This is a genomic window from Streptomyces sp. NPDC005533, assembly GCF_042871845.1.
In the GTDB taxonomy this organism is placed as follows: Bacteria; Actinomycetota; Actinomycetes; order Streptomycetales; family Streptomycetaceae; genus Streptomyces.
Genome location: NZ_JBIAJH010000057.1, coordinates 1 through 26,537 on the forward strand (window position 1 = coordinate 1; position 26,537 = coordinate 26,537).

The 26,537-nt window shown below is 70.6% G+C and carries 26 protein-coding genes and 1 tRNA gene; 16 read left to right on the forward strand and 11 right to left on the reverse strand.

Going from position 1 to position 26,537, the window contains the following annotated elements; all coding sequences use genetic code 11:
• Nucleotides 1–255 precede the first annotated feature (255 nt).
• The 3 genes from ACFYP3_RS33395 to ACFYP3_RS33405 all read right to left on the reverse strand — a co-directional run bounded on the left by ACFYP3_RS33395 (nt 256) and on the right by ACFYP3_RS33405 (nt 3,207).
• Entirely contained in the window at nt 256–1,101 is an 846-nt protein-coding gene (locus tag ACFYP3_RS33395) for a DUF4429 domain-containing protein (RefSeq protein ID WP_388840985.1), read from the reverse strand.
• Between the two features lie 76 nt (nt 1,102–1,177).
• Nucleotides 1,178–2,317, reverse strand: a complete 1,140-nt coding sequence (locus ACFYP3_RS33400; protein WP_388841050.1) for an alpha/beta hydrolase — start codon at nt 2,315–2,317, stop codon at nt 1,178–1,180.
• A 218-nt stretch (nt 2,318–2,535) separates the two neighbouring features.
• The gene (locus tag ACFYP3_RS33405; RefSeq protein ID WP_388840988.1) at nt 2,536–3,207 is read right to left on the reverse strand and encodes a TetR family transcriptional regulator; all 672 of its coding nucleotides are present in this window, start codon (nt 3,205–3,207) and stop codon (nt 2,536–2,538) included.
• A gap of 386 nt (nt 3,208–3,593) precedes the next feature.
• Between ACFYP3_RS33405 and ACFYP3_RS33410 the strand changes: the two genes are divergently transcribed.
• The gene (locus tag ACFYP3_RS33410) at nt 3,594–3,989 is read left to right on the forward strand and encodes a peptidase inhibitor family I36 protein (protein WP_388840991.1); all 396 of its coding nucleotides are present in this window, start codon (nt 3,594–3,596) and stop codon (nt 3,987–3,989) included.
• Here the strand turns inward: ACFYP3_RS33410 and ACFYP3_RS33415 are convergent.
• Both ACFYP3_RS33415 and aceE read right to left on the reverse strand, forming a co-directional pair.
• The gene (locus tag ACFYP3_RS33415) at nt 3,970–4,827 is read right to left on the reverse strand and encodes a potassium channel family protein (protein ID WP_388840994.1); all 858 of its coding nucleotides are present in this window, start codon (nt 4,825–4,827) and stop codon (nt 3,970–3,972) included. The two genes, ACFYP3_RS33410 and ACFYP3_RS33415, sit on opposite strands and share 20 nt — an antisense overlap.
• 78 nt (nt 4,828–4,905) lie before the next feature.
• Nucleotides 4,906–7,638: a pyruvate dehydrogenase (acetyl-transferring), homodimeric type gene (aceE, locus tag ACFYP3_RS33420; RefSeq protein ID WP_388840997.1), complete on the reverse strand. Its 2,733-nt coding sequence runs from the start codon at nt 7,636–7,638 to the stop codon at nt 4,906–4,908.
• Between the two features lie 435 nt (nt 7,639–8,073).
• Here aceE and ACFYP3_RS33425 point away from each other — a divergent pair, with 435 nt between their 5' ends.
• The 6 genes from ACFYP3_RS33425 (at nt 8,074) to ACFYP3_RS33450 (ending at nt 12,634) form a co-directional block, all read left to right on the forward strand.
• A complete protein-coding gene (locus ACFYP3_RS33425) occupies nt 8,074–8,505 on the forward strand; it encodes a DUF3052 domain-containing protein (RefSeq protein WP_030711344.1) in 432 nt (143 codons plus the stop codon).
• 161 nt (nt 8,506–8,666) lie between these two features.
• Nucleotides 8,667–9,125: a peroxiredoxin gene (locus ACFYP3_RS33430; RefSeq protein ID WP_351587012.1), complete on the forward strand. Its 459-nt coding sequence runs from the start codon at nt 8,667–8,669 to the stop codon at nt 9,123–9,125.
• A 139-nt stretch (nt 9,126–9,264) separates the two neighbouring features.
• Nucleotides 9,265–9,840, forward strand: a complete 576-nt coding sequence (locus ACFYP3_RS33435; RefSeq protein WP_030009302.1) for a TerD family protein — start codon at nt 9,265–9,267, stop codon at nt 9,838–9,840.
• 216 nt (nt 9,841–10,056) lie between these two features.
• The gene (locus ACFYP3_RS33440; RefSeq protein WP_388841000.1) at nt 10,057–10,632 is read left to right on the forward strand and encodes a TerD family protein; all 576 of its coding nucleotides are present in this window, start codon (nt 10,057–10,059) and stop codon (nt 10,630–10,632) included.
• Nucleotides 10,633–10,657: 25 nt separating this feature from the next.
• A complete protein-coding gene (locus tag ACFYP3_RS33445) occupies nt 10,658–11,773 on the forward strand; it encodes a DUF475 domain-containing protein (protein WP_388841004.1) in 1,116 nt (371 codons plus the stop codon).
• A 120-nt stretch (nt 11,774–11,893) separates the two neighbouring features.
• On the forward strand, nt 11,894–12,634 hold the full coding sequence (locus ACFYP3_RS33450; RefSeq protein ID WP_388841007.1) for a Tellurium resistance: 741 nt from the start codon (nt 11,894–11,896) through the stop codon (nt 12,632–12,634).
• Nucleotides 12,635–12,673: 39 nt separating this feature from the next.
• On the opposite strand, the gene ACFYP3_RS33455 is transcribed toward ACFYP3_RS33450, so the two are convergent.
• A complete protein-coding gene (locus tag ACFYP3_RS33455) occupies nt 12,674–13,429 on the reverse strand; it encodes a TerD family protein (RefSeq protein ID WP_388841009.1) in 756 nt (251 codons plus the stop codon).
• 194 nt (nt 13,430–13,623) lie between these two features.
• Here ACFYP3_RS33455 and ACFYP3_RS33460 point away from each other — a divergent pair, with 194 nt between their 5' ends.
• The 4 genes from ACFYP3_RS33460 (at nt 13,624) to ACFYP3_RS33475 (ending at nt 18,882) form a co-directional block, all read left to right on the forward strand.
• Nucleotides 13,624–14,790, forward strand: coding sequence for an HpcH/HpaI aldolase/citrate lyase family protein (locus ACFYP3_RS33460; RefSeq protein WP_388841012.1), 1,167 nt, complete (start codon nt 13,624–13,626; stop codon nt 14,788–14,790).
• 65 nt (nt 14,791–14,855) lie between these two features.
• Nucleotides 14,856–17,399, forward strand: a complete 2,544-nt coding sequence (locus ACFYP3_RS33465; protein WP_388841053.1) for a phosphoribosyltransferase — start codon at nt 14,856–14,858, stop codon at nt 17,397–17,399.
• Nucleotides 17,396–18,226, forward strand: a complete 831-nt coding sequence (locus tag ACFYP3_RS33470) for an HAD family hydrolase (protein WP_388841015.1) — start codon at nt 17,396–17,398, stop codon at nt 18,224–18,226. The genes ACFYP3_RS33465 and ACFYP3_RS33470 overlap by 4 nt, the downstream gene beginning before the upstream one ends.
• Nucleotides 18,223–18,882 (forward strand): O-methyltransferase, encoded by a 660-nt coding sequence (locus ACFYP3_RS33475; RefSeq protein ID WP_388841018.1) that lies wholly within the window; start codon nt 18,223–18,225, stop codon nt 18,880–18,882. Before ACFYP3_RS33470 ends, ACFYP3_RS33475 begins: the two co-directional genes overlap by 4 nt.
• Before the next feature lie 42 nt (nt 18,883–18,924).
• Here the strand turns inward: ACFYP3_RS33475 and ACFYP3_RS33480 are convergent, their stop codons facing one another.
• From ACFYP3_RS33480 to ACFYP3_RS33490, 3 genes are all read right to left on the reverse strand, one after another.
• Nucleotides 18,925–19,140 carry a zinc ribbon domain-containing protein gene (locus ACFYP3_RS33480; protein WP_388841021.1) on the reverse strand — a complete coding sequence of 72 codons (216 nt, stop codon included), beginning with the start codon at nt 19,138–19,140 and terminating at the stop codon, nt 18,925–18,927.
• Between the two features lie 103 nt (nt 19,141–19,243).
• A complete protein-coding gene (locus ACFYP3_RS33485) occupies nt 19,244–19,798 on the reverse strand; it encodes a DUF4383 domain-containing protein (protein ID WP_388841056.1) in 555 nt (184 codons plus the stop codon).
• 359 nt (nt 19,799–20,157) lie between these two features.
• A complete protein-coding gene (locus tag ACFYP3_RS33490; RefSeq protein ID WP_388841024.1) occupies nt 20,158–21,447 on the reverse strand; it encodes a hypothetical protein in 1,290 nt (429 codons plus the stop codon).
• Between the two features lie 65 nt (nt 21,448–21,512).
• Between ACFYP3_RS33490 and ACFYP3_RS33495 the strand changes: the two genes are divergently transcribed.
• The 3 genes from ACFYP3_RS33495 to ACFYP3_RS33505 all read left to right on the forward strand — a co-directional run bounded on the left by ACFYP3_RS33495 (nt 21,513) and on the right by ACFYP3_RS33505 (nt 24,424).
• Nucleotides 21,513–21,587: transfer RNA gene (locus ACFYP3_RS33495), tRNA-Val, on the forward strand.
• Nucleotides 21,588–22,075: 488 nt separating this feature from the next.
• The gene (locus tag ACFYP3_RS33500) at nt 22,076–23,116 is read left to right on the forward strand and encodes a hypothetical protein (protein ID WP_388841027.1); all 1,041 of its coding nucleotides are present in this window, start codon (nt 22,076–22,078) and stop codon (nt 23,114–23,116) included.
• A gap of 615 nt (nt 23,117–23,731) precedes the next feature.
• Entirely contained in the window at nt 23,732–24,424 is a 693-nt protein-coding gene (locus ACFYP3_RS33505) for a DUF4389 domain-containing protein (RefSeq protein WP_388841030.1), read from the forward strand.
• A 669-nt stretch (nt 24,425–25,093) separates the two neighbouring features.
• Here ACFYP3_RS33505 and ACFYP3_RS33510 read toward each other — a convergent pair.
• The gene (locus tag ACFYP3_RS33510) at nt 25,094–25,555 is read right to left on the reverse strand and encodes a hypothetical protein (protein WP_388841032.1); all 462 of its coding nucleotides are present in this window, start codon (nt 25,553–25,555) and stop codon (nt 25,094–25,096) included.
• A 178-nt stretch (nt 25,556–25,733) separates the two neighbouring features.
• Here ACFYP3_RS33510 and ACFYP3_RS33515 point away from each other — a divergent pair, with 178 nt between their 5' ends.
• A complete protein-coding gene (locus ACFYP3_RS33515) occupies nt 25,734–26,003 on the forward strand; it encodes a hypothetical protein (protein ID WP_388841035.1) in 270 nt (89 codons plus the stop codon).
• A gap of 91 nt (nt 26,004–26,094) precedes the next feature.
• Here ACFYP3_RS33515 and ACFYP3_RS33520 read toward each other — a convergent pair whose 3' ends face one another.
• Nucleotides 26,095–26,169 (reverse strand): 50S ribosomal protein bL37, encoded by a 75-nt coding sequence (locus ACFYP3_RS33520; protein ID WP_100661309.1) that lies wholly within the window; start codon nt 26,167–26,169, stop codon nt 26,095–26,097.
• 123 nt (nt 26,170–26,292) lie between these two features.
• Between ACFYP3_RS33520 and ACFYP3_RS33525 the strand changes: the two genes are divergently transcribed.
• Nucleotides 26,293–26,520 (forward strand): DUF2277 domain-containing protein, encoded by a 228-nt coding sequence (locus tag ACFYP3_RS33525; RefSeq protein WP_189736681.1) that lies wholly within the window; start codon nt 26,293–26,295, stop codon nt 26,518–26,520.
• The last annotated feature ends 17 nt before the right edge of the window (nt 26,521–26,537 follow it).

Below are 26,537 nucleotides of genomic sequence, written 5' to 3' on the forward strand. Positions count from 1 at the left end.
GCACCCACGACCCCTCGCCTGGACGAAAACAGCCGACGAAATCCTCGACAAGGTCGCCGCCTACTGCCACCGAATCTCTGACTCAGGTCACTAGGTCGTCCGACGCCCAGGTCGTCGAACCGATGCGTGCCGTCGAGCGGGAGCCAGCCGCGCGGTAGACCCCGGCCAGGGCGGCCGGCATCGCGTCGCCGCCGTGCTCCCTCCCCACCCGCAGGGGGCCGCCGGTGTCCGGCGTGTGGGGGCGGGCGGTCGGCGCTACGCCCGGAAACGGTCCAGCAGGGCCACGTACTCGGCGTCCGTGAGCAGTCCGGCGCTGTGCAGCTCGTCCAGGTGCCGCAGGCGCTCGCCGCCGCTGCGCGCCGCCGGGACGGAGCTCACGGCGCCGACCCGGGCACGGCCGCGCACCGCGGCCAGGACCGCGGCCGCGAACGGCAGCGACTCGTGCACCGCGCCGTAGCCCACGCCGAAGACGGCCGCCGCCAGGTCGTGGTCCGGGCGCGGATCGGCGGGAGCGTCCCGTACGAGGAGCCGCAGGTGACCGCCCGGACCCTCCGGGGAGCACCACTCGACGCCGGTGAGGGAGGCCAGCGGCAGGCGCTGGTCGCCCGCCTTCCACTTGGTGCTCGTGGCGCCGGTGCGCGACCAGTGGAAGGTGACCGCCGCGCCGTCGAAGCCGACCCGCGCGTCGTACGCCTTCAGGTGGACCGGCGGCGGCGGTACGTCGACCAGGAAGCGGTCGGCCGGCTCCCCGGCGTCCGGCCCCAGCCGGGAGCGCAGGGCGTCCGCGAACGCCGCCGCCTGCGGCGCCCGGTCGCCCGGCAGCACCAGCCGGTACGGGTCGCAGTTCTCCCTCAGCTGCCCGGCGGCGGCCTCCATCAGCGGATCCGCGCCCGGCCGCGGCACGGCGCGCAGCACCACCGTGTCCCGCTTCCCGGCGCTCACGGTCACCTCGGAGACCGCTTCGAGGGGGATCCGGCGCGAGCCGAGGGCGTGCAGGAGTCTCGGCACCCTCGGCGTTCTGATCCCCCGTGCGAAGCGGATGAGCACCGAGTCCGAGTCGAACTCCCAGACGGCATGATTTCCGGCCAGTACGTCACCCATGCGGCACATCGTAAAGGGCGGCGCCCCCGCGCGTCCCCCCTCGGTGCGGAGCCCGTTTTTCGCACCTCTACGCGCGTCAGTCCGCCTCTGTCCCGGAAATTCCACGCCGACAGGCGTCGTCCCCGCTCGCGCAGACAACGGAACCGAACGCGCCGGTTCCGATCCTCGCGAAGTTCTCCACCGAGTCCGTTCCTGGCGCGAAATAGCCGGTGTGTGACCTGGCCCGGGCCGAGGACAGCAGCCGCGCACCGAACTCCGGGGACACCGGATCGGCGCCGTGGCCCACCCCGACCACCTCCAGGTGCGGCACGTCCGCGATCCAGTCGCCCTCGTCCCGCGTCGCCCAGACCCGCGCCGAGGTGTGCAGGTCCGCGACGCTCGAAGCGCGCATCCCGGGGCTGCCCGCCACCACCACGTCCGTCACCCGCTCGGGCAGCTCGTGCGCGGCTACCCCGCACACCACCGACCCGTAGCTGTGGCAGAACAGCGCCACGCCCGAGTTCCCGGGCAGGGCCGTGGTCAGCGCCTTCAGCCGGACCGCGCCGTCGACGGCCATGCGCCCCGTGGCGGCGTCCACGCCGACCCCGGTGGGCGCGGTGTAGCCGGCCCAGGCGATGACCGCCGTCCGACCGCCCGGCGCGGCCGCGCGCTGGCTCTCGTACAGGGACTCGGCCATGCCGACGGGGGAGGTCAGGCGGCGCTGGGTGCGCTCGAAGGTGAGGGCGTCGGTGTCCACGCCGGGCACGATCACCGAGACCCGGCGGGCCCGGTCGAGGTCACCGAACACCTCGGCCACCCGCCCGCCGCCGCTCGGATCGAAGGTCAGGATCTGCCGGCCCGGGTCGGCGAGCGAGGCGAAGCGGTGGGAGCGCCGGCCGGCCTCCGCCCGGTCGGCCGGGGTCAGGGCCACATCGCGGCTGCGGGCCTCCTCGACCTCGCTGGCCTGCTCCAGGCCACGCAGGTTGGCCCGGTAGCGGGTGGTGGCGGGGACCCCGTCGAGATTGCCGACGACGAACGGGTAGCCGTCGGCGAGCCGGGCCCGCTGGGCCCCGTCCAGGCCCGCGAAGAAGCGGGCCACCGTCCGCACGGGCGCGTCGGCGGGCGGCACCGGACGTCCGTCGATCCGGGCCTTGGCCCAGGACTGGAGCGCGGCGGCCCGCAGCGGGGTGCCCCCCTCCGGCCGGTGCACGGCCGTCCAGCCGGTGGTCGCCAGCATGATGAAGACCACCGCCAGCGCGAGCAGGGCGCGCAGGACGGCAGGGCGCGGGTCGGCGCCGGGAACGGGGGAGTGGGCGAGGCCGGACAGATTCACTGGGACCAGCGTAGGAGACCTCGACCGGGCGTGGCGCCCCGGGTGACAGGACTCACGGCCAAGCGTGGGACCCCTTACGGAACGCGGGTGATCCGCTACAACTCCCCGGCGTGTCCTGCCGATCAGGCTCCCGCGGCCTGCATGCGCCAGCTCGCCGCCAGGGACGGGCCGATGCGGTCGAGGTGGGTCTCCGTCAGCCGCCGGATCGCGTCCACGCTGGTGTCCTCACCCTGCCCCCAGAGCCGCCCGGTGAGTCGCATCACACCGCAGAACGCGGCGACGGCCACCCGCGGCCGCGGATCGGCGTCCACGTCCAGGCCCTCGCGGGCGGCGATCAGCCGGGAGACCCGCTCCTCCAGCTCGGCGGAGCGCCGCAGGTGCACGGCGAGCAGGGCCGGGGTGCACTCGATCAGCCGGTAGCTGCGCATGTAGAGGTCGACGGGGACCACGTCGGCGAGGGCCTCCTCGACGGTGTCCCAGGCGGCGAGCACCGCGCCCCGCATGGCCTCCAGGGGCCCCTCGGCGGCAGGCCGGGCGCGCAGGGAGGCGACGAAGTGCGCCTCCGTCAGGTCCTGGACGGCGAAGACGACCTCCTCCTTGTTGGCGAAGTAGCGGAAGAAGGTGCGCTGGGACACGTTCACGGCGTCGGTGATCTCGTCGACGGTGGTGCGCTCGTACCCCTGGGAGAGGAAGAGCCGGAGCGCGGCGCGCAGCAGCGCGTCCCGGGTGCGGCGCTTCTTGCGCTCGCGCAGTCCCGGCACCGGCGCGGCCGGCGCCGACCGCTCGTCGATCATCACTCCCGGGCTCCCTTCCGACGCCGAGTGGGCGGTCAGAGTACCCGTGACGGGCGGGGCGGCGGCCGTCGCGTTGAGCCGTTTGCGAAGGTCCGCCCGCCCTCCCGGGCCGGGGTGCGGGGGCGGCCGCGCATGACACGTTCGGGTCGGCCGCCGCCGGGGCGCCCGGCCCCGCCGGGGCGGGCGCGGGCCCGCGCGGACGGCTCCCGGAAGCGTCAACTCCGTACGTACGGCGGCCCTGCCGGACGGTTCCGGCGCGGCCGTCGCCTATCCGGGTGGACCCGCCCGCGGCCCCTTCCGCCCGCCCGTCACCGCAGGTCAGCGTGGTGTCAATGAGGCCCCGGAAACGGTCCGGGCGCCCGCCGTCCACAAGGAGTTGACCCGTCATGCGTACGTGTCGCACCCCGCGCGTCACCACCGTCCTCGCCGCGACCGTCCTGGCCCTGACCGCCCTCATCCCGAGTACGGCCACCGCGGCCCGGGCCGCGGGCCCGCCGGCCCTCGGGGCCTGCGCGACGGGGCAGCTGTGCCTGTGGGCGAAACCGGAGTTCAAGGGCGCCAAGCGGACCTACGAGCTGAGCACCCTGGACGTCGACAGCTGCACCGCGCTGCCCGCCGGGACCAGCGCCCAGTCGCTCACCAACCGCACCGGGCGGCCGGTGACCACGTACCAGTCGGCGGAGTGCGCGGAGACCGGTGAGTTCCAGACCTACCCGGGCGACGGGGTCTGGCTGCCCCAGTCGCCCTACCAGGTGCGGGCGTTCAAGGTGTGGGAGAGGTAGCTTCCCGCTGCGCCGGAGCGGGTGCGGGTGCGGGTGCGGGTTCGAATTCGGGCGAGGGCGAGGGCCCGGGAGCGACGGCGGGCGCGGGCCGGGCCGGGTCCCCGCCCGTGGCCGCCGCCCCGCCCAGCCGGGCGACCTCGCCGCGCAGCGCCCGCACCTCCTCCCGCAGCTCCCGCAGGGCCGCCAGCTGCAGCCGCTCCGCCTGGTCGTCGCGCTCGAAACGGGAGATGAACCACGCGGCGATGTTGGCGGTCACCACACCGAGCAGGGCGATCCCCGACAGCATCAGGCCCACCGCCAGGACCCGGCCGAGGCCGGTGGTCGGCGAGTGGTCCCCGTACCCGACCGTCGTCATCGTGGTGAAGGACCACCACACGGCGTCGCCCAGGTTCTTGATGTTCCCGTCCGGGGCGTCCCGCTCCACGCTCAGCACCGCGAGCGAGCCGAACATCAGCAGCCCCACCACCGCCCCGGCCACATAGGTCGTCAGCTGGATCTGCGGGGCCATCCGGGCCCGCCGGCCCACCAGCATCAACGTCGCGACCAGCCGCAGCAGCCGCAGCGGCTGCACCAGCGGCAGCACCACGGCGGCCAGGTCCAGCCAGTGGGTGCGGACGAAGTGCCTGCGGTCCGCCGAGAGGCCCAGCCGCACCACGTAGTCGAGGGCGAAGGCACCCCACACCACCCACTCCACGTGCGTGCAGGCCCGGTGCACGTCCGCGGTCGCGTCGGGGGCCACGATCGGCACGGCGTACGCCACGGCGAAGGCCAGGGCGAGCACGAGCAGCGGGGTCTGGCTCCGCCGTTCCCACACCTGCTGACGGGAGGGTTCCTTCATACCGAGCATCGTAAAGAACGCGTAAGGGGCGCTGGGACATGTGTCCCGGCGCCCCCACGGACGAGTGACGGCCTGCGGCTAGGCGTCCCCGCCCGCCGCACCCGGGTCGGCCGCCGCCACGTCCAGCAGCTGGTATCGGTCCACGGCCTGCTTCAGCACCGAACGGTCGATCTGGCCGGTCTTCGCGAGCTCGGTGAGCGTCGCCAGGACCACCGACTGCGCGTCGATGTGGAAGAAGCGCCGGGCCGCACCGCGCGTGTCCGCGAAGCCGAAGCCGTCCGCGCCCAGCGAGGTGTACGGGCCGGGCACCCACCGCGAGATCTGGTCCGGGACCGCCCGCATCCAGTCCGACACCGCCACGAACGGCCCCTCCGCACCCGACAGCTTCCGCGTCACGTACGGAACGCGCTGCTCCTCCTCCGGGTGGAGCAGGTTGTGCTCCTCCACCTCGACGGCCTCGCGGCGCAGCTCGTTCCAGGAGGTCGCCGACCAGACGTCCGCCCGGACGTTCCACTCCGCGGCCAGGATCCGCTGCGCCTCCAGCGCCCACGGCACCGCCACGCCCGAGGCCATGAGCTGCGCCCCGACGATGCCCGAGGTGCCCCGGGACACCCGGTGGATGCCCTTGAGGATGCCGTCCACGTCGACGTCCGCCGGCTCCGCCGGGTGCTGGATCGGCTCGTTGTAGACGGTCAGGTAGTAGAAGACGTCCTCCGCCTCCGGCCCGTACATGCGCCGCAGACCGTCCTTGACGATGTGCGCGATCTCGTAACCGTAGGCCGGGTCGTACGCCACGCAGCCCGGGTTCGTCGAGGCCAGCAGCTGGGAGTGACCGTCGGCGTGCTGGAGGCCCTCACCCGTCAGGGTGGTCCGCCCGGCGGTCGCGCCCAGGACGAAACCGCGCGCCAGCTGGTCGGCCATCTGCCAGAACTGGTCACCCGTGCGCTGGAAACCGAACATCGAGTAGAAGACGTAGACCGGGATCAGCGGCTCGCCGTGCGTCGCGTACGCCGAACCCGCGGCGATCAGCGAGGCCGTGCAGCCCGCCTCCGAGATGCCGTCGTGCAGCATCTGCCCGGTCGGCGACTCCTTGTACGCGAGCAGCAGGTCGCGGTCGACCGCCTCGTACTGCTGGCCCAGCGGGTTGTAGATCTTGGCGCTCGGGAAGAAGGCGTCCATGCCGAAGGTGCGGTACTCGTCGGGCGCGATCAGCACGAACCGCTTGCCGATCTCCTTGTCCCGCATCAGGTCCTTCAGGATGCGGACGAAGGCCATCGTGGTGGCGATCGACTGCTGGCCCGAGCCCTTCTTGGCGGCCGCGTACGTGGCGTCGCCCGGCAGCTGCAGCGGCTTGGCCCGCACCACACGGGTCGGCACGTAGCCGCCCAGCGAGCTGCGCTGGTCGTGCATGTACTGGATCTCCGGCGAGTTGCGGCCCGGGTGGTAGTAGGGCGGCGCCCCGCCCTCCAGCTGCTGGTCCGTGATCGGGATGCGCAGGCGGTCCCGGAAGCGCTTGAGGTCGTCGACCGTCAGCTTCTTCATCTGGTGCGTCGCGTTGCGGCCCTCGAAGTTCGGGCCCAGCGTCCAGCCCTTGACCGTCTGCGCCAGGATCACCGTCGGCTGGCCCTTGTGCGCCTTGGCCGCCGCGTACGCCGCGTACACCTTCTTGTGGTCGTGCCCGCCGCGGCCCAGGTGCTGGATCTGGTAGTCGGTCATGTTCTCGACCATCGCGCGCAGCCGCTGGTCCCCGCCGAAGAAGTGCTCACGGATGTACGCGCCCGACTCGGTGGCGTACGTCTGGAACTGTCCGTCCGGCGTCGAGTTCATCTTGTTGACCAGGATGCCGTCGCGGTCCTGGGCCAGCAGCGGGTCCCAGGACCGGTCCCAGATCAGCTTGATGACGTTCCAGCCGGCCCCGCGGAACTGCGACTCCAGCTCCTGGATGATCTTGCCGTTGCCGCGCACCGGGCCGTCGAGCCGCTGGAGGTTGCAGTTGACCACGAAGGTCAGGTTGTCCAGGCCCTCGCGGGCGGCGATCGACAGCTGGCCGAGCGACTCCGGCTCGTCCATCTCGCCGTCGCCGAGATACGCCCAAACGTGGGACTTGGAGGTGTCCGCGATCCCGCGCGCCTCCATGTACCGGTTCATCCGCGCCTGGTAGATCGCACCGAGCGGGCCGAGGCCCATCGAGACGGTCGGGAACTCCCAGAAGTCCGGCATCAGACGCGGGTGCGGGTAGCTGGACAGACCGTACGGGGCCTTCGACTTCTCCTGGCGGAACGCGTCGAGCTGCTGCTCGGAGAGCCGGTCCAGGAGGTACGCGCGGGCGTAGATACCGGGGGAGGCGTGCCCCTGGAAGAAGATCTGGTCGCCGCCGTCACCCTCGTCCTTGCCCCGGAAGAAGTGGTTGAAGCCCACGTCGTAGAGGGAGGCGGAGGAGGCGAAGGTGGCGATGTGGCCGCCCACGCCGATCCCGGGACGCTGGGCGCGCGAGACCATCACGGCCGCGTTCCACCGGGTGGCGTTGAGGACCTTGCGCTCGATCTCCTCGTTCCCGGGGAAGAACGGCTCGTCCTTGGTGGCGATCGTGTTGACGTAATCCGTGCTGCGCATCTCGGGCACGGCCACGCGCTTCTCGCGGGCCCGCTCGATCAGCCGCAGCATCAGGTAGCGGGCGCGCTCACGGCCCCGCTCGTCGACCGCTGCGTCCAGGGAGTCGAGCCACTCCTGCGTCTCCTCCGGATCGAAGTCCGGGACCTGACTGGGCAGGCCGCCAATGATGATCGGATTGCGATCGGATGCGGAAGCCACGCTGTTCCTTCACTGTCGGGGGAGTCGTGCTGAAGCCGTACCGGGGGGTGCCGCCTCCCATGCTCTTACGCTCGCCCGAAATCGTCATCTTTACCACCGGGTAATGGCCGGAAGATCGGTGGCCGGTCCGGACAAACCGCGATCTTACGCCCGAGCCGGGCACTCGCTTCGTGCGGCCGTTCGTCGCTCAAACAGGTAGGAAAGCCGTCGAGGGTCGCCGATGATGCCGAATGAGCTGGAATGGTGTGGGATGAATCACCAGAGGGACACACGGGAAGGCTGAAAGTTGCGGCGAGACGGCCGCAATCGTCACCGTTTCGACGGTCTCGACGGCCGGGTACTTGCGCGATCCGCCGCGCCCGTGTGGACTACGCCCAATGCTGCGCGTACGCGCGCCGCCCAAGACATTCACCGAACATGAGCAGGAGGCACCCCGTGAGCGCGACCGCGGACCACGCGGAGAGCCTGGCCGCCCGGCTGGGTTTCCAGTCCGAACAGGTGGTCCAGGAGATCGGCTACGACGACGACGTCGATCAGGAATTCCGTGAGTCCATCCAGGACCACATCAGCAACGACCTCGTCGACGAGGAGTACGACGACGTTGCCGATGCGGTGCTGCTGTGGTTCCGGGAGGAAGACGGCGATCTGACTGACACGCTGGTCGACGCCACAGAGCTGGTCGAGGACGGCGCACTGATCCTGCTGCTGACCCCCAAGACGGGCCGCCCCGGCTACGTCGAGGCCAGCGACATCAGCGAGGCCGCCGAGACCGCCGGCCTTTCGCAGACCAGGAGCATCAGTGTCGGCAAGGAGTGGGCCGCCACCAAGCTGGTGACGCCCAAGACCGCCGCCAAGTCCAAGCGCTGAGCCGCGCCCGCTGCCGAGCGGACACGCTTGCACACCCCGCCTACCAGGTGACACCGGTCGGCGGGGTGTGCGCGTTCACGGCCCGGGGCCACCGATGGCCCTAGGCTTTGCCTCACCCGAACAGCCCAACGCAGGGATGCGGGAACGAAGGGATGCGACAGATGGCGATCGAGGTCGGCGACAAGGCCCCGGACTTCGAGCTCAAGGACAACCACGGTGCCACCGTGCGGCTCTCCGACTTCCGCGGGGAGAAGGCCGTGGTGCTGCTCTTCTACCCGTTCGCCTTCACCGGCGTCTGCACCGGCGAGCTCTGCGAGCTGCGCGACCAGCTGCCGCGCTTCCAGAACGACGACGTCCAGCTCCTCGCCGTCTCCAACGACTCCGTGCCGACCCTGCGGGTCTTCGGGGAGCAGGAGGGCCTGGAGTACCCGCTGCTGTCGGACTTCTGGCCGCACGGCGAGACCTCCCGCGCGTACGGCGTCTTCGACGAGGCCAAGGGCTGCGCGGTCCGCGGCACCTTCGTCATCGACAAGGACGGCGTGGTGCGCTGGAGCGTGGTCAACGGACTGCCCGACGCACGTGACCTGAACGAGTACATCAAGGCGCTCGACAGCCTCTGACCGAGGTCTGCGCGGGCCGTATGCGCAGTTCCCTGCGAAAACCGCTTCCGGGCGGGAACCCGTCACTAGGATCGAAACGTTGATCCGGTAGCAACCGCACGACGGGGCACCGCCCCACACAGAACCCAATGGAGGACCCGTGGGAGTCAGCCTCAGCAAGGGCGGCAACGTCTCGCTGACCAAGGCCGCGCCTAACCTGACGGCGGTCATCGTCGGTCTGGGCTGGGATGCTCGCACCACCACCGGTGTCGACTTCGACCTCGACGCCAGCGCGATCCTGACCAGCGACCAGGGCAAGGTCACCAGCGACGCGAACTTCGTCTTCTTCAACAACCTGAAGAGCCCCGACGGCTCGGTGGAGCACACCGGTGACAACACCACCGGTGAGGGCGAGGGCGACGACGAGGCGATCAAGGTCAACCTCGCCGGCGTCCCGGCCGACGTGGCGAAGATCGTCTTCCCGGTCTCGATCTACGAGGCCGAGAGCCGCCAGCAGAGCTTCGGCCAGGTCCGCAACGCCTACATCCGCGTCGTGAACCAGGCCGACAACACCGAGCTCGCCCGCTACGACCTCTCCGAGGACGCCTCGACCGAGACCGCCATGGTCTTCGGCGAGCTCTACCGCAACGGCGCGGAGTGGAAGTTCCGCGCCATCGGCCAGGGCTACGCCTCCGGCCTGCGCGGCATCGCGCAGGACTTCGGCGTCAACGTCTGATCCCGAGCAGTCCATCCGTCCGGCGCCGTGCACTGTGTGTACGGCGCCGGACGCGGTTCACCGCACCACCCGCGCCACCGCTTCCGTCGCACCGCACCATCGCTTCACCGCACCACCGCACCACCGCTTCACCGCGGCATCGCAGGGCCGCTTCGCCACACCGGCACACCGCCACACCGGCACACCGCCGCACCGTCGTCCGGGGAGGACCACAACATGGGCGTCACACTCGCCAAGGGGGGCAATGTCTCCCTGTCCAAGGCCGCACCGAACCTCACCAGGGTGCTGATCGGTCTCGGATGGGACGCGCGCTCGACCACGGGAGCCGACTTCGACCTCGACGCCAGCGCGCTGCTGTGCAACAGCGGCCGGGTGCTCGGGGACGAGTACTTCGTCTTCTACAACAACCTGAAGAGCCCCGACGGCTCCGTCGAACACACGGGCGACAACCTCACCGGCGAGGGTGAAGGCGACGACGAGTCGATCCTCATCGACCTCACCAAGGTCCCGGCCCAGGTGGACAAGATCGTCTTTCCGGTCTCCATCCACGAGGCGGAGACCCGCCGACAGAGCTTCGGCCAGGTCAACAACGCCTTCATCCGCGTGGTGAACCAGGCCGACGGCCAGGAACTGGCCCGCTACGACCTCTCCGAGGACGCCTCCAACGAGACCGCGATGATCTTCGGCGAGGTCTACCGGTACGGGGGCGAATGGAAGTTCCGTGCGGTGGGGCAGGGGTACGCGTCGGGGCTCAGGGGCATCGCTCTAGACTTCGGGGTCAACGTTTCGTAAAGCCGTACAAGACGATGGGGTGCCAGTGCTTCTCAAAACCTTCGGCTGGTCGTTCGCAATCACTGCGCTCGGTCTGGTCGCAGCGGTGTTCTACGGGGGGTGGCAAGCCTTCGGGATCGTGGCGATCCTGTCGGTCCTCGAGATCTCGCTGTCTTTCGACAACGCGGTGGTCAACGCCGGAATCCTGAAGAAGATGAATGCCTTCTGGCAGAAGATCTTCCTCACCGTCGGCGTACTCATCGCGGTCTTCGGTATGCGACTGGTCTTCCCCGTCGTGATCGTCGCGATCAGTGCCAAGATCGGGCCCTTCGAGGCCGTGCAACTGGCCCTGAACGACAAGGAGATGTACGAGCAGCTCGTCACGGACGCCCACCCGTCCATCGCCGCGTTCGGTGGCATGTTCCTGCTGATGATCTTCCTCGACTTCATCTTCGAGGACCGTGACATCAAGTGGCTCGCCTGGCTGGAGCGTCCCCTCGCCAAGCTCGGCAAGGTCGACATGCTGTCCGCCTGCATCGCGCTGATCGTCCTGCTCGTCGCCTCGATGACCGTCGGGGCCAACGCCCACCAGCACGGCGGCGTCCACGTGGACAAGGCGCAGACCGTCCTGATCTCCGGCATCCTCGGCCTCATCACCTACATGGTCGTCGGCGGCCTCTCCGGCTACTTCGAGAACAAGCTGGAGGAAGAGGAGGAGGCCGAACACGAGGCGGAGGAAGAGGCCAAGCGGACCGGCAAGCCCGTCACGGCCATCGCCATGGCCGGCAAGGCCGCCTTCTTCATGTTCCTCTATCTCGAAGTCCTCGACGCCTCGTTCTCCTTCGACGGGGTCATCGGCGCCTTCGCCATCACCAACGACATCGTGCTCATGGCCCTCGGCCTCGGCATCGGGGCCATGTACGTCCGTTCGCTGACGGTCTACCTGGTCCGCCAGGGCACCCTCGACGACTACGTCTACCTGGAGCACGGCGCGCACTACGCCATCGGCGCCCTCGCCGTGATCCTGCTCGTCACCATCCAGTACGAGATCAACGAGATCATCACCGGTCTCGTCGGCGTGCTGCTCATCGGATGGTCCTTCTGGTCCTCGGTGCGCCGCAACAAGCGCCTGGAACTGGAGGGTTCCACCGCCGAGGCATGACGGCGGCGGTAATGCGGAACGCTCAACTGCGGGGCGGTCCACCGGGTCCACGGACCCGGCGGGCCGCCCCGCTTCCGCACGCTCACAGGGATCAGGACCAGGGGATCAGGGGGGTAGGGGATGGGCTTCTTCGACGGCATCTTGGGCAGCCGCGCCGTGCAGTTCCAGTCGGGCAGCGCCTCGTCGAACGCGATCGAGCTGACCAAGCGGCACTCGACGGTGTCGCTCACCAAACAGGGGGCCGTCCACGGCAACCTGCGCGTCAATCTGTCCTGGCGCATGCGCACCTCGGACATCGGCGGCCGCTCGGGCCAGAGCGGCCAGCTCTTCCGGCACCCGTTCAAGCTGTTCAAGCCGGACATGGTGCAGGCGCACACCCAGGGCATGGTCAACGTCGACCTCGACATGGGCTGCCTGTACGAGCTGACCGACGGCACCCGCGGCGCCGTACAGCCGCTGGGGAACCTGCTGGGCGACCTCAACGACCCGCCGTACGTCAAGCTCAGCGGGGACGACAGGTTCGGTTCGGCCTCGGGGGAGACCCTCTACGTCAACCTCGACCACGCCGACGAGATCAAGCGGCTGCTGGTCTTCGTCTACATCTACGACCAGACCCCGGCCTTCGACCGGACCCACGCCATGGTGACGCTCTTCCCCGTCACGGGGCCGCGGATCGAGATCCCGCTGGAAGAGCGGCACCCGCAGGCCCGCTCCTGCGCGGTGGTGTCCCTGGAGAAGGTCAAGGGCGAGCTGGTCGTGCGGCGCGAGGTGAAGTTCGTGTACGGGTTCCAGGCCGAGCTGGACCGGCTGTACGGCTGGGGGCTCCAGTGGGGGCGGGGCTACAAGAGCACCAAGAGCTGACCGGAGCCCCGGCGGCGCCACCGACGGGGCGCCACCGGCTCAGCGGCGGATGAACTGCGGACCCTGCACCGGCAGCCGGAAGGACGGATCGCCCCCCGGCACCGGCACCGGCGCCGGGGACACCGGCTGCGGGTACCCGTAGGCGGGCTGGGCGGCCGGCGGGGCCTGCGTGAGCGGGGCCGGCGGGGCCATCGCCGTCGTCTGCTCGGAGGTGGGGCCCGCCGTCGCGCTCGCGGCGGGCTCGGCGGCGTTCTCGTCGACCGAGATCCCGTGGTCGGTGGCCAGGCCCACCAGCCCGTCGGAGTAGCCCTCGCCCAGCGCGCGGAACTTCCACCTGTCGCCCCGGCGGTACAGCTCCCCGCAGATCAGCGCCGTCTCGGCGCCCGTCTCGGGCCGTACGTCGAAGTAGGCCAGCGGTTCGGAGCCGCCGGTCGCGGTGGCGTCGTAGAGGAGGATCCGCAGGTCGTGGACCCGCTCGAAGGGGACGTCCTCGGCGGAGGCGACCACCAGGATCCGGTCCACCGTCGGCGTCACCGTCCGCAGGTCCGCCTGGACGGCGTCGGTGACCGCGTCGCCGATCTGCTTCTTGCCCAGCCGCCACACGGCCCCCGAGGGGTGCCGGGGCTGGTTGTAGAAGACGAAGTCCTCGTCCGAACGCACCCGGCCGTCCGGGCCCACCAGCAGCGCGGAGGCGTCCACGTCCGGCACCTCGGGGCCGCCGGTCCAGCGCAGCACCGCCCGGACCGCCACGGCGGCCACCGGGATGTTCGAGCCCTTCTGCATCGCGTGCGTCATGCACGTCATCCTGCCCTCCCGGGGTGGAGCGGGACAATGCGGCCCCCCGTAGGGCCTTGTCTCGAACGCGAGACCTGGGCATGGTGCAAGAGGGTTACCTGAACTTCATGTGCTTGAGGAACTCTTGACTCACGTTCGTACGTACTATTACCGGCCATGCCAGTTGGGCCGCCGAGGCAGTACGGGGGAAGCACATGCGTCACTTTGGGCACATATCGCCCACCGTCCGTAAGGACCTCTTCCATCAGGAACCGGCGGAATTCACCGGAGCCTCGCCCTCCCGCGTCCTCGCCGCCGCGCTCGGAGCCACGCTCTACAGCCCGGCCACCCGCCCCGCACTCGCCGCGGACATCCGCAAGCAGGCCGGCCGCGGAGTCGTCTCCATGGTCCTCTGCCTGGAGGATTCCATCAGCGACACCGATGTCTGCGGAGCCGAGGAGAACCTCGTACGGCAGTTCGCCGAGCTCGACGCCGACGAAGCGGAGCTCCCGCTCCTCTTCATCCGCGTCCGCACGCCCGAGCAGATACCCGACCTGGTGCGCCGCCTGGGCGGCTCCGTACAGCGCCTGGCCGGATTCGTACTCCCCAAATTCGACGAGAGCCGGGGCATCGCCTTCCTCGAAGCCGTCGCCCAGGCGGAGGCCGTCAGCGGACGGTCCCGCCTGTACGCCATGCCCGTCCTGGAGACCCCCGACCTCCTGCACCTGGAAACCCGCGTCGAAGCCCTCGCCGGCATCTCCCGCACGGTCAACAGCCACCGCGAGCGGGTCCTGGCGCTGCGGCTCGGCGTGACCGACTTCTGCTCCGCCTACGGCCTGCGCCGCACCCCCGACATGACCGCCTACGACGTCCAGATCGTGGCCGGCGTGATCGCGGACGTCGTGAACGTCCTCAGCCGCGCGGACGGCACCGGCTTCACCGTCACCGGCCCCGTCTGGGAGTACTTCCGCAGCCAGCAGCGCCTCTTCAAGCCCCAGCTGCGCCGCAGCCCCTTCCTGGAGGAGGGCGTGGAGGAACTGCGCACCGCCCTCATCGAGCACGACCTGGACGGCCTGCTGCGCGAGATCGAACTCGACCGGGCCAACGGACTGCTCGGCAAGACCTGCATCCACCCCGCCCACGTCACCCCCGTGCACGCGCTGTCCGTGGTCTCGCACGAGGAGTTCTGCGACGCCCAGGACATCCTGCGCCCGGAGCGCGGCGGCGGCGGAGTCATGCGTTCCGCCTACACGAACAAGATGAACGAGGTGAAGCCCCACCGGGCCTGGGCCGAGCGCACCATGCTGCGCGCCGAGGTCTTCGGCGTGGCGAAGGAGGAGGTCGGCTTCGTCGACCTCCTCACGGCCGGACTCCAGGTGTGAGCCGGCCCCGGAAGAGGGACGCACGGCCGCCGACGGACGTGCGGACGACGAGGAAAGGCAAGACGATAGAAGCAGTGTGGTCAGGTACCTGGGTCGCGGAGCGGCTGGGCGTCAGCCTGGAGGACTCCGAAGGCGGTCCGCGGCTGACGGAGCTGCTCGGACTTGCCCTGCGCCGCAACCCCAAGCGGGCGCACCTGCTGGTCTCGCAGGTGCTGGGCAAGCACGTCCCGCAGTCCCCGCGGACCGTGTACGCCGCCGGGTACGGGCTGGGCGAACGCGTCCGGGCCCTGCTCGGCGAGGACGGGGCTGCCGCGGCCGTGGTCCTCGGCTACGCCGAGACCGCCACCGGGCTCGGCCACTGCGTGGCCGACGGCCTGGGCGGCGCCCCCTACCTGCACTCCACCCGCCGGCCCGTCCCGGGCGTGCAGCCCGCGGGCGGCTTCGAGGAGGCGCACTCGCACGCCACCTCGCACCTGCTGCTGCCCGAGGACCCGCGGCTCCTGGCGGGCAGCGGTCCGCTCGTCCTCGTCGACGACGAGTTCTCCACCGGCAACACCGTCTTGAACACCATCCGCGACCTGCACGCCCGCCATCCCCGCCCGCACTACGTGGTCGTCGCCCTCGTCGACATGCGCTCCCCGGCCGACCGCGACCGCCTCACCGCCTTCGCCGCCGAGCTGGGCGCACGGGTGGACCTCGTCGCCCTCGCCTCGGGCACGGTCTCCCTCCCGGACGACGTCCTGACCAGGGGCCAGGCCCTGGTCGAGGAACACGAAGCCCGCCTCCGGCTGACGCCGCCGACCGAGGACGTCGACGCAGCCGGGCAGATACAGCCCCTCCGGCGTTTGAGGAGCGGGGTCCGGGGCGGAGCCCCGGCGGACGGCCCGCAGCCGGTCACGCGCGTCGAGCTGAACTGGCCCTCCGGGGTCCCCGACGGCGGTCGCCACGGCTTCACCCCCGCCCATCGCGCCCGCCTGGAGGCGGCCCTGCCGGAACTCGCCGACCGGCTCGCCGCCGCACTCGGCACCGAACCCGAACCCGGCGCTCGCACCGGCCCCGGCCCCGGCCCCGGCCGGATCCTCGTACTCGGCAACGAAGAGCTGATGTACGCGCCGCTGCGCCTCGCCAAGGCCCTCGAAGAGGCGGGCGCGGCCCGCGAGGTCCGCTTCTCCACCACCACCCGCTCGCCGGTGCTCGCCGTGGACGACCCCGGCTACGCCATCCGCACCCGGCTGGTCTTCCCGGCCCACGACGCCCCCGCCGACGGCCCCGGCGACCGCTACGCCTACAACGTCGCGGGCGCCGGCTTCGACGCCGTCATCGCCGTCGTCGACTCCGCCGGCGACACCCCCGAACTGCACAGCGGGCTGCTCGCGGCCCTCGCCCCGCACACCGGCCGCGTCGTGCTGGCCGTCGTCCCCTCGTACGTACCCGGCCCACCGGCCACCCCCGACCGGCAGGAGCCGATCATGCCCGAGCCCCTGCGCGGCCCCGCCTTCTCCTCGTACGCCCCCGAGGACGTCGGCTGGCTGCTCCAGGACTTCTCCGACGTCGAGCTGGAGGCCCCGACCGAGGAGCGCGAGGAGGCCATCCAGGCCGGCGGCGCCCACTACGCCGAATCCCTGCCCGTCGAGTACCAGCCGTCCCCGCAGTACCAGGAGCTCTACCAGAGCGCCCTCACCGCCTCCGCCGCCCGCATCGCCCGCGCCGTCGGCACCGTCACCGAGACCGTCCTCGCCGAACGCTCCCCCTCCCCGGTCCTGGTCTCCCTGGCCCGCGCCGGCACCCCCGTGGGCGTCCTGATGCGCCGCTGGGCCCAGCTGCGGCACGGCCTCGACCTGCCGCACTACGCCGTCTCCATCGTGCGGGGCCGCGGCATCGACGCCAACGCCCTGCGCTGGCTCGCCGCCCACCACGACCCCGCCGACGTCGTCTTCGTGGACGGCTGGACGGGCAAGGGCGCCATCACGCGCGAGCTGCGCGACGCCCTCGCCGAGTTCGAGGGCTTCAACCCGGAGATCGTCGTCCTCGCCGACCCGGGCTCCTGCGTGGACACGTACGGCACCCGCGAGGACTTCCTGATCCCCTCCGCCTGTCTCAATTCCACCGTCTCCGGTCTCATATCGCGTACGGTTCTGAGGTCCGACCTGGTCGGTCCCGCGGACTTCCACGGCGCGAAGTTCTACCGGGAGCTCGCCGGGGCCGACGTATCCGTCGCCTTCGTCGACACCGTCGCCGCCCACTTCGACGAGGTGGCCGACGCCGTCGACCAGGAGGTCAAGGAGCTGCTCGCGGCCGACCGCACCCCCACCTGGGAGGGCTGGGCCGCGGTCGAGCGGATCAGCGAGGAGTACGGCATCCACGACGTGAACCTCGTCAAGCCCGGCGTCGGCGAGACCACCCGCGTGCTCCTGCGCCGGGTGCCGTGGAAGATCCTGGCGCAGCGCGGCGCCGGGCCCGACCTGGACCACGTACGGCTGCTCGCCGAGCAGCGCGGGGTCCCGGTGGAAGAGGTCGACGGGCTCCCCTACACGTGCGTGGGACTCATCCACCCCCGATTCACGCGCGGCGCCACCGGCGCCGACGGAAAGGCTGTGGCCTCGAAGTGACTGTCCTCGTAGCCAGTGATCTCGACCGTACGCTCATCTACTCGACGGCGGCCCTCGGCCTGACCATGCCCGACCCGGTGGCCCCGCGGCTGCTGTGCGTCGAGGTCCACGAGAGCAAGCCGCTGTCCTACATGACCGAGACGGCGGCGGGACTGCTGGCGGAGCTGACGGCCGACCCTTCGGTGGTCTTCGTGCCGACGACCACCCGCACCCGCAAGCAGTACCAGCGCATCCGCTTCCCCGGCCGCCCGGCCGCCTACGCGATCTGCGCCAACGGCGGGCAGCTGCTCGTCGACGGGGTGCCGGACCGGGACTGGCGCCGGCAGGTCGCGGCGCGCCTGGCGCGCGAGTGCGCCCCCCTGGAGGAGGTCCACCAGCACCTGCTGTCCGTGGCCGACCCGGCGTGGCTGCGCAAGACGCGCGTGGCGGAGGACCTCTTCGCGTACCTCGTCGTCGAGCGGGCCCTGGTCCCCGACGAATGGCTCAAGGCCCTCACGGAGTGGTCCGAGGGCCGCGGCTGGACGGTCTCGCTCCAGGGCCGGAAGATCTACGCCGTCCCGCGCCCGCTCACCAAGAGCGCCGCGCTGCACGAGGTCGCCCGCCGTACGGGTGCGAGCACGACCCTCGCCGCCGGCGACTCGCTGCTCGACGCGGACCTGCTGCTGGCGGCGGACGCCGGCTGGCGCCCGGGCCACGGCGAACTGGCCGACGCGGCCTGGACGGCGCCGTCGGTGACTGCCCTGACCACGGCGGGCGTCCTGGCCGGGGAGGAAATACTGCGCGCGTTCACCCGTGAGGCGGCCCGGCTCGGCAGACTGGGCGCATGACCAAGGGCAACAGCACCAAGATCACGGACGAGCTCTACCAGTACGTGCTCGGCCACAACCCCCCGCTGGACGAGGTCCAGCGGGGCCTGGTGGCGACGACCTACGCGAAGTTCCCCGACGTCGCCGGAATGCAGTCGGCGGAGGAGCAGGGGCCGCTGCTGGCCTTCCTGGTCCGGCTGACGGGCGCCCGCCACATCGTCGAGGTCGGCACCTTCACCGGCTTCTCGGCCCTGTCGATGGCGCAGGCACTGCCCGCCGACGGCCGCCTCATCGCCTGCGACGTCTCCGAGGAGTGGACGGCGTACGGCAGGGAGGCCTGGGAGAAAGCGGGCGTCGCGGACCGCATCGAGCTGCGGATCGCCCCCGCACTGGAGACCCTGCGGGCCATGCCGGCCGAACCCCACATCGACATGGCCTACGTGGACGCGGACAAGGAGAGCCAGATCGACTACTGGGAGGAGCTGGTGCCGCGGCTGCGTCCGGGCGGCCTGATCGTCACGGACAACACGCTCTACCACGGCACGGTCCTCGACGAGTCGGCCACCGGCTCGGCCGCGGGCGTACGCGCCTACAACGAGCACGTCGCGGCCGACCCGCGCATGGAGTCCGTCCTGCTGGCGATCTCGGACGGACTCACCCTCTCGCGCAAGCGCTGACGGTCCCGGCGTCCCTGGGTGACCGAGGTTCCCGCTCGGGGGTCAGCCGCAGCCGCCCCCACCGCAGCAGCCACCCCCGCCGCCGCCCATCGCGGGCGCGGGGGCACTGCTCGTGCCGCCCACGGCCACGGCGGACAGCAGCTTGACGGTGTCCTCGTGCCCGGCGGGGCAGTCGGCGGGCGCGGAGGACTCCGCCATGGGCCGGCTGACCTCAAAGGTGTCGTCGCAGGTCCGGCAGCGGTATTCGTATCGAGGCATGCGCACAGGCTAAGCGCGGCCGCCGCCCGAGCGCTACGTACGGCACGGCTGTGCAAGGCGCTGCGTCAGGACTACCCGGTTACGGCTACGGGGGCGGCCCCGGCTACGGGCAGCGGCCGTGCATGACGGGGCGCCCCTGAACGCGCCGCGCCCGGTCCTCCCGCGCCGCCTGCTCGGGGTGGCGGGCACGCCAGTACGGATTGTCGTGCGGCAGCGCGCTGCCCACCCGCCCGTACATCCCGAACCACATGAGCATCACGCCGACGACGAAGCTGAACAGCACGTTCTGGATCCGGAAGGCCAGGAAGTTCAGCCCCGTGTCCAGCAGCGCCAGATTCACGAACCCGCTCGCGATGAACAGCACGCCCAGCACGATGTTCAGGGTCGAGGCGAAGGTGCCGCCCACCACCATCCCGAAGAACAGCAGCGCGCCGATGCAGATCGACAGGACGCTCAGCGCCCCGTTGGTGTTGAGCGCGAGCACCGTGTCCCCGCCGGTGTCGAAGAATCCGATCTGATCGATGAGCCCCAGGATCCCGAACACCACGAGCAGCAGCCCCGTCAGCCCCGCCCCGATCCGGTACACCTGGCTCAGCTTGTGGTCCGTGGGCAGATGGTCGTCGAGACGCGCGTTGACCGGATGCAGCGCGCGCTCCATGCGCCGGGAAACGGTGTCGGCGAAGCGCGGTGGCACGGGGGCATCAGGATCGGGCTCGTGGGCCACGTAGGGCGCGTAGTGCTCATGCGGTTCGGTGCACCCGTACGCCGCGTGAGCCACGTACGGCCCCGGCGCCTCGGTCACCGTCGCAGGACTCGCAGGACTCGCAGGACGCTTGTGAAAGGCGCGGGCAGCCATGGTGCCCTCCTCTGGTCTGTTCCCGGCACCTCCCAGCATCCGCCGCCGAACGCCACGAAACAAACGGGACCGAATCCGCACCTTTCCCCAGGAGTCGGGCAACACGGCTGCGGCGCCGGAGACCACTTACCTTCCGGCGGCCCGGATCCGAACGGGACGACCTACCCGTGCCCGCGCTCGGCCCGGATCCCGCTCACCACCCGGTTCACGGCGGCCCGCACGTCCTCCATCTCGTGGAGGAACGCCCAGTAGTCGGGGTGCCGGCCCTCCAGGCCCTCCACCGCCCGGCCCACCCGCGCCACCGCGTCGTCCAACGGCCCCGCATGCCGGGGATCCGGCACACTGCGGCCCGCCATCGCCAACCGCTGCGCGTCCCGGATCGCGAACCGCGTCCGGTCCACCTCCGCCTGTGGATCCCGCGCCACCGCCTCCAGCCGCGTCAGCCGGTCCTGCGCCGCCGACACCGCCTCGTCCGTCGCGTCCAGCGAACCCCGGACCGCCTCGATCAGCGCCCCCACGTCCGTCCAGCGCTGCTCCTCCCGCGCCCGGCCGGCCTCACGCAGCCGGTCCTCCGCCTCCGCGACGTCCCGTACCGCCTGATCCGGAACGTGCTGCAGGTCCTGCCAGCACGCGGCACTGAACCGCCGACGCAACTCGCTCAGCACCGGATCCACCCGATCCGCCCGGTTGCGCAACGCCTGCGCCCGCGTCCGCAGGCTCACCAACCGCCGGTCGATCTCCGCCGCCCGCTCCGGCAACCGCGCCACCTCGGCCCGTATCGCCTCCGCGTCACGCAGGATCCGGTCCGCGCGCTGCACCGTCTCCTGCACCCCGTGCTGCGCCGCGCCCTGGTTCAGCTTGGTCAGCTCCGGGCCGAGCGCCGCCAGCCGCGCCGCCAGATCATCGGCCCGCATGCCCTTGGCCCGTACGGCGTCCAGCGCGTCGCTCGCCCCGATCAGCGCGGCCCGGGCCCGCTCCCTGGCCGGCGCGACCCGCGCGAGCTGCGTCTCCGCCTTGTCCAGCAGCGGTTGCAAACCCTGCGCGAACCGGTCCAGCTCGCCCTTGACCCGCACCAGCTCGTCCCGCGCCCGCGTCAGCTGCTCCCGGGCCCGCGTCGCCACGGACCCCTCCAGCTCGGGCCGGTCCAGGTCGTGCGCGTCGACCGCCTCGATATAGACATGGCTGACCTGGTCGATCCGCTGCCCGAGCGCGGCGAACCCCTCGGTCGCCTGCCGCGCGGCGGGCGACCCGTCCGCCGCGGCGATCGTCTCGATCGAGATCCGCAGATCCCGCTGCGCCGTATCCAGCTCGTAGAACGCGGCTGCGGCGGCATCCTTCGCCGCCTGCGCATCCGCCCGCCGACTCTCGTCCCGCCCACCGAACCACCGCCGGGATGCCGTCGCCACAATCCCTCTCCCGTACCGTGTCCGCCATGCCCTGCCCTGATCCATTCTCCCCCACGGCAACGGGTTTGCGTGGGGGGCATGCACGCCATGTAGGCTGTCCACTCATCCACGGGTGCGTAGCTCAGGGGTAGAGCGCTGCTCTTACAAAGCAGATGTCGGCGGTTCGAAACCGTCCGCGCCCACCAACGAAAGGCCCCCAACCGATCATGGTTGGGGGCCTTTTCGGCTAAAAATGGCCGTCATTTTTAGCCGAAACGGCAGCCCCTCACGCGCCCGGCCGCCGCCGGCCCAGCATCCGGCTCATGTGCCCCACGGCTTCCCGCCTGCTGCCGTCGGTCACGTGAGCGCGCCCTGCAGCCGGATCCGCGGCAGACCGGCATCCAGCCCGATCCGACCGACGGACCGGCTGAGGTTGCGCGGCTCGATCGGCCGGCCGGACCCTTCAGCCGGAACGGCGGCAGCCACTCGGAGAGCTTGGCCGAGCGCGTGGGGGTCGGGACGCCCTGCCGGGTTTCATAACGCCCTGCCGTCAGGCGGCTTCGTCCAACTTGGCTTCCAGGGAGGCGCGAACGCTGTCTGTGGGGCCCCGATTGGCATCGGTGGTGGCTCGGGCCTCCGGCGTGGCATGACCGGCGGAGCAAGGTCCGGTGCGCCCGTTTGCTTGGTCCCGGAAATGGGTGCCGAGATGTCGGTTGAGCTGCTTATGGTCGTGCCCATGACGACGTTTGAGCTTGTGCCCGGAGTGATCACGACGCGTGACGAGGTCGTGGCAACATTCGGTGGTGGGAAGTACCAGGGCATCGAGCCGGCCAACGAGGCGAAGAAGGTGTTCGTGTACTCCGACCCGTCCGCGGGCGAGGAGTACGGGTACACCTTCGATGGCCGCGCCGAGGACGACGAGTACGGTCCGCTGTACCTGTACACCGGCTACGGCGCCAACGGTGACCAGGAGATGAAGAGCCGCAACAAGTCCTTGCGCTACCACGTCGAGGACGGCCGTGAGCTGCACCTCTTCGTCGCCCAGGGCAAGGTGCCGGGTGGTGGTGGCGCGATGCGTCAGCGCTATATCGGGCAGATGATGGTGGACCCGATCAACCCGGTGGAGATCCGTCGCGGACCGGGTCAGGACCACAAGATGCGTAATGCTCTGGTGTTTCGGCTGCGGCCGGTTCCGGGATCGACGCCGGCCTGGAAGGAAGAAGACTGGCTCAAGCCGGCGGCAGGCAACGACGTAGAAGAGGTCGACACCGTCCCGGTGATCCCGGCACAGGCCAGCGTGAAGGACAAGAAGTCCGAGCAGCACACGACTCCGGAGACGATCGCTGACGTTCCCGGGGGGCCGCGGACGGTTCTGCGTCGTGAGGGCCTGCTGATGGAGGCGTTCAAGAAGGACCTTGAGGCTGCCGGCCACGTGCACAAGTCGTTCCAGATCACCATCGCCGGTGAGGTGGGTGCCCTCACCCCTGACCTGTACGACATCACTGATCACGTGCTGTACGAGGCCAAGGGACTGACCACCCGCACCAACATCCGTATGGCGATCGGTCAGCTGGCCGACTACCGCAGGCACCTGCCCAACCCGGAGGGGCTGCGGGCGGCCGTGCTGCTGCCCAGCGAACCGAGCAAGGACGTGAAGGACCTGCTGGCCTCCCAGAACGTGTACCTCGTCTACCAGGACGAGGACGGCTTTGCCGGCTTCCCCCTGGCGACCTGAGACTCGACGCGGGGCCTAGCGCGGATGCTGCCGTGGCGACCGGGTCGGTTGCCACGGCAGCGCGCCGCCTGGCCACGTCGGGCCTGACGTTGCGGTACCGGATACGGGCACTGCAGCTGGGATCGATCGGGGGGCTAATAGCTTCAACCGGGCGGAGACCCACGGCCGAGACAGCTGGTGACGGTCGACCAATCCATGAGGTCCTTTCGGACCGACGACCATCTGCCCGGCGGTCTCGAAGTCGTCCAGCGTGTACGCGAGCAGCTCCCACGCCTGCGCCGGGGAGGGCTTGTGCCCTGGCGACTCCCACAGCGGGATGTCGGCCCCCATCCGGGTCGCCCGGGTCGACGAAGATGAGGAGCAGTTGGCGGACGCCCCCCAGCACGCGATCCGCAACACCCCGGCCAATCAGTGCCAGGGGCCGCTCTGTGTCAAGTCACGGGTTTCCTGTCACGGGATTTCGGGGCATGACGGGATTCGGGCGGCGGGGGCTAATGGCGGTACGGCTCGGCACAGGCAGAGCCCAGTGGCCCGTGCGCGCCGTTCGGAACAGCCCTGCGATGCGCTGCGCGGGACACGTATCCCACTCCCCAGGCCAAGAAAGGACGTGGCAGCATGTTTCCCGCTCCCGCCCATCCCCTGTGTGTCGAAGCAACGCTGGATCCCCGGCTGACCCGATGGAAGTGGCTGGTCAAATGGATCCTCGCCATTCCGCACTACGTCGTTCTGGTCCTCCTGCAGGTCGCGTTCCTGCTGCTGAGCGTCGTCGCGTTCTTCAGTATCCTCTTCACCGGCCGATATCCCCGGCGGATCTTTGATTTCAATGTCGGCGTCATACGGTGGAATACGCGCGTCAACTACTACGCCAACGCAGTGATGGGTACCGACCAATACCCGCCGTTCACCCTCGAGGACGTGCCCGGCTACCCGATCCGCGTCGACATCACCTATCCCGAGAAGCTCTCCCGCGGACTGGTCCTGGTCAAGTGGCTGCTGGTCGTCCCGCAGATTCTGGTGGTCGTCCTGCTGCTCACCAGCGGCTGGAAGGTGTACCGGCACCTCGACGACTTCTACAGTCCGTTCTCTTCCGGTCTCATCGGCCTTCTCACCCTGGTTGCGGTGGTGATCCTTATGTGTACCGGGCGCTATCCGAAGGGGCTGTTCGACCTTCTGATGGGCCTGGTGCGCTGGACGCTGCGCGTGCTGGTGTACGTGTACCTGATGACGGACAAGTACCCGCCGTTCCGGCTGGACATGGGAGGCAGCGAGCCAGTGGCAGGAGTCGTGGAGCCGGCCGGCAGCGGGTGACCGTCCACCATCGCTCTGGCGGATGCCAGGGCCCGTCGCAACACGTGATTACTGACGTGGGGTGCGAGCAGTTCGTACAGGCGCTCGGCTGGGCTCCCAGCCGAGCGTTTCGCGTGCGCGGCCGTTGAGTTCGGCGGGCGACGGCGTCCAGGTGTTCGCGCATGTGCCGGGACCGCTGGCCAAGCCGTCCGTTGGTGTTCTCGTTCGAGCCGCGCACAGCCGGGGGCTGGCGGGGTTGCAGAAATGGTGCCGAGGGCGGAGCCGTGTCCATGCCGGTGATCAGGTCGCCTTCCGTGTGGCCGGGGACGGGCCGATCGGCGGCTCGGGCAGGCCGTTCGCTGATGAGGGGCAGTGGGGAGACGAGCCGTGGCTGACGCCGCCGGAGGTCCAGGGGTGCTGGACGAAGTCCCGCATTACGGGCGCTGGCCGATCTGCCCGGGTTGGGGCGTGGGGCGTCGTTTCTGCCGTGCGGGACTTCTCGCTCCTCTTCGTGGCCGCCGGGGCTGCTCCGAGGGCGCAGCCGGGTGCCGGCGGGCCCGTATGCCGTATGTCGTGGGTCGGACGCCGGTGGTCGGCGGTCATGGTCCGTGGTCGAGGGCGACCGGGCCCCATCGCGTGACAAGGCCCCCGACCATGAGTGGTCGGGGGCCTTCGTTCGGGAAGCGGGTACTAGTGCAGGACCTCAGCCGGTTCCGTGCCCGTGTCCGTGGCGGGAGGGGTGTCCGTGGCAGGCGGAGTCTCCGTGCCGGGGGCCGGAGGAGTCTCGGTGCCGGGAGTCTTCGTGTCCGGGGCCGGCGGGGTGCCCGGGGCCGGGTTGGGTTCCGGAGCCGGGTTGGGCTCGGGCTTGTGCTCGCAGTACACCTTGTTCTTGAAGAACTTGCAGCCCGGCATGTTCTCCACGTCGCGGACCTTGTTGCCCTTGTTCTTCTTTTTCCCCCGTTTGTTGTTCTTGCCCTTGCCGCCATGGTCACCCTTTGCGTGGTCGACATGGCTGGCCGCAGCGCTGGTCACATCCGTGGTGTGCGCTGCCGGGGCGGCGAATGCACTGGTGGGCAGCAGTGCGCCCCCTCCGACCAGCGCGGCCGAAACGGCGAGCATGGTGAGACGGTGCTTCCGGGAAGTGCGGATCATAAGAGTTCTCCTTCTGTAGGAAAGGTCGAGCGGGGAGATTCCAGTAAGCCCGCCGCGCAGGGGGCGGGTCACGTCACCGCATTTCGGGACTTGACAGGCGCCCCGGGCCTCTCGTGGCGCGGACGGCTGGCAAGATCAGGACGGGAATTCGACTCGGCTGGAGGAGGGGACGCGAGCCATGGGCCCTGTGAGGCAAGCGCGCATCGCCGACACGGCTGAGGCCGCGCGGCCCGTGTGGGAGCAGGGGCATGACGGGGGCGCGCTCCAGCAGTACCTGAAGGACCGCGGCTGCCACGGCGTGGAGGCGGTCCTGGTGACCATGGAAGTGGTCGGGTGCAGCCTCCCGGAAGCGCAGGGGCTGTACTTCGGCGCCCCGTGCCGCGACGCCGACCGCGGCTTCCACAACCGCTTCCTCGACCTACTGGAACAGCCCGACACCCCGACATGAGCGGGCGCGGGGCCCCTGGCGCGCAGTACGGGGTCCTGACGTGCGAAGACCCCCGGCCGGTGCTGGTCGGGGGTCTTTCGTACGAGCGGTTTCAGGCGTTGGGGCGCTTGCCGTGATTGGCCTTCTTCTTCTTGCGGGCCCGGCGCTTGTTGCCTCGTTTGGCCATGGTGCGAGTCTCCCTCAATTGGTGACTTTTCATGACGTCGTCAGTCTAGATTCGGCCCCGTACCTCCGCATCAGCTCTGCCCCATACGGGGTCGAGCCGCCCCGACAGCGGGATAGTGGGGGTATGTGCCGTTCCATTAAGACCCTGCGCCCGCCCGCCATCCCCGAGAAGGCCACGGAGGAGGAGATCCGGGCCGCCGCTCTGCAGTACGTACGGAAGGTGTCCGGCTTCCGGGTGCCGGCCGCCCACAATCGCGAGGTGTTCGAGGCGGCCGTGGACGCCGTCGCCGAAGCCACCGCGGCGCTGCTCGACGGTGTGCACGTACGGGGACAGGCCGCCGCCCCCGCGTAACCGGGACCGAGCCTTCC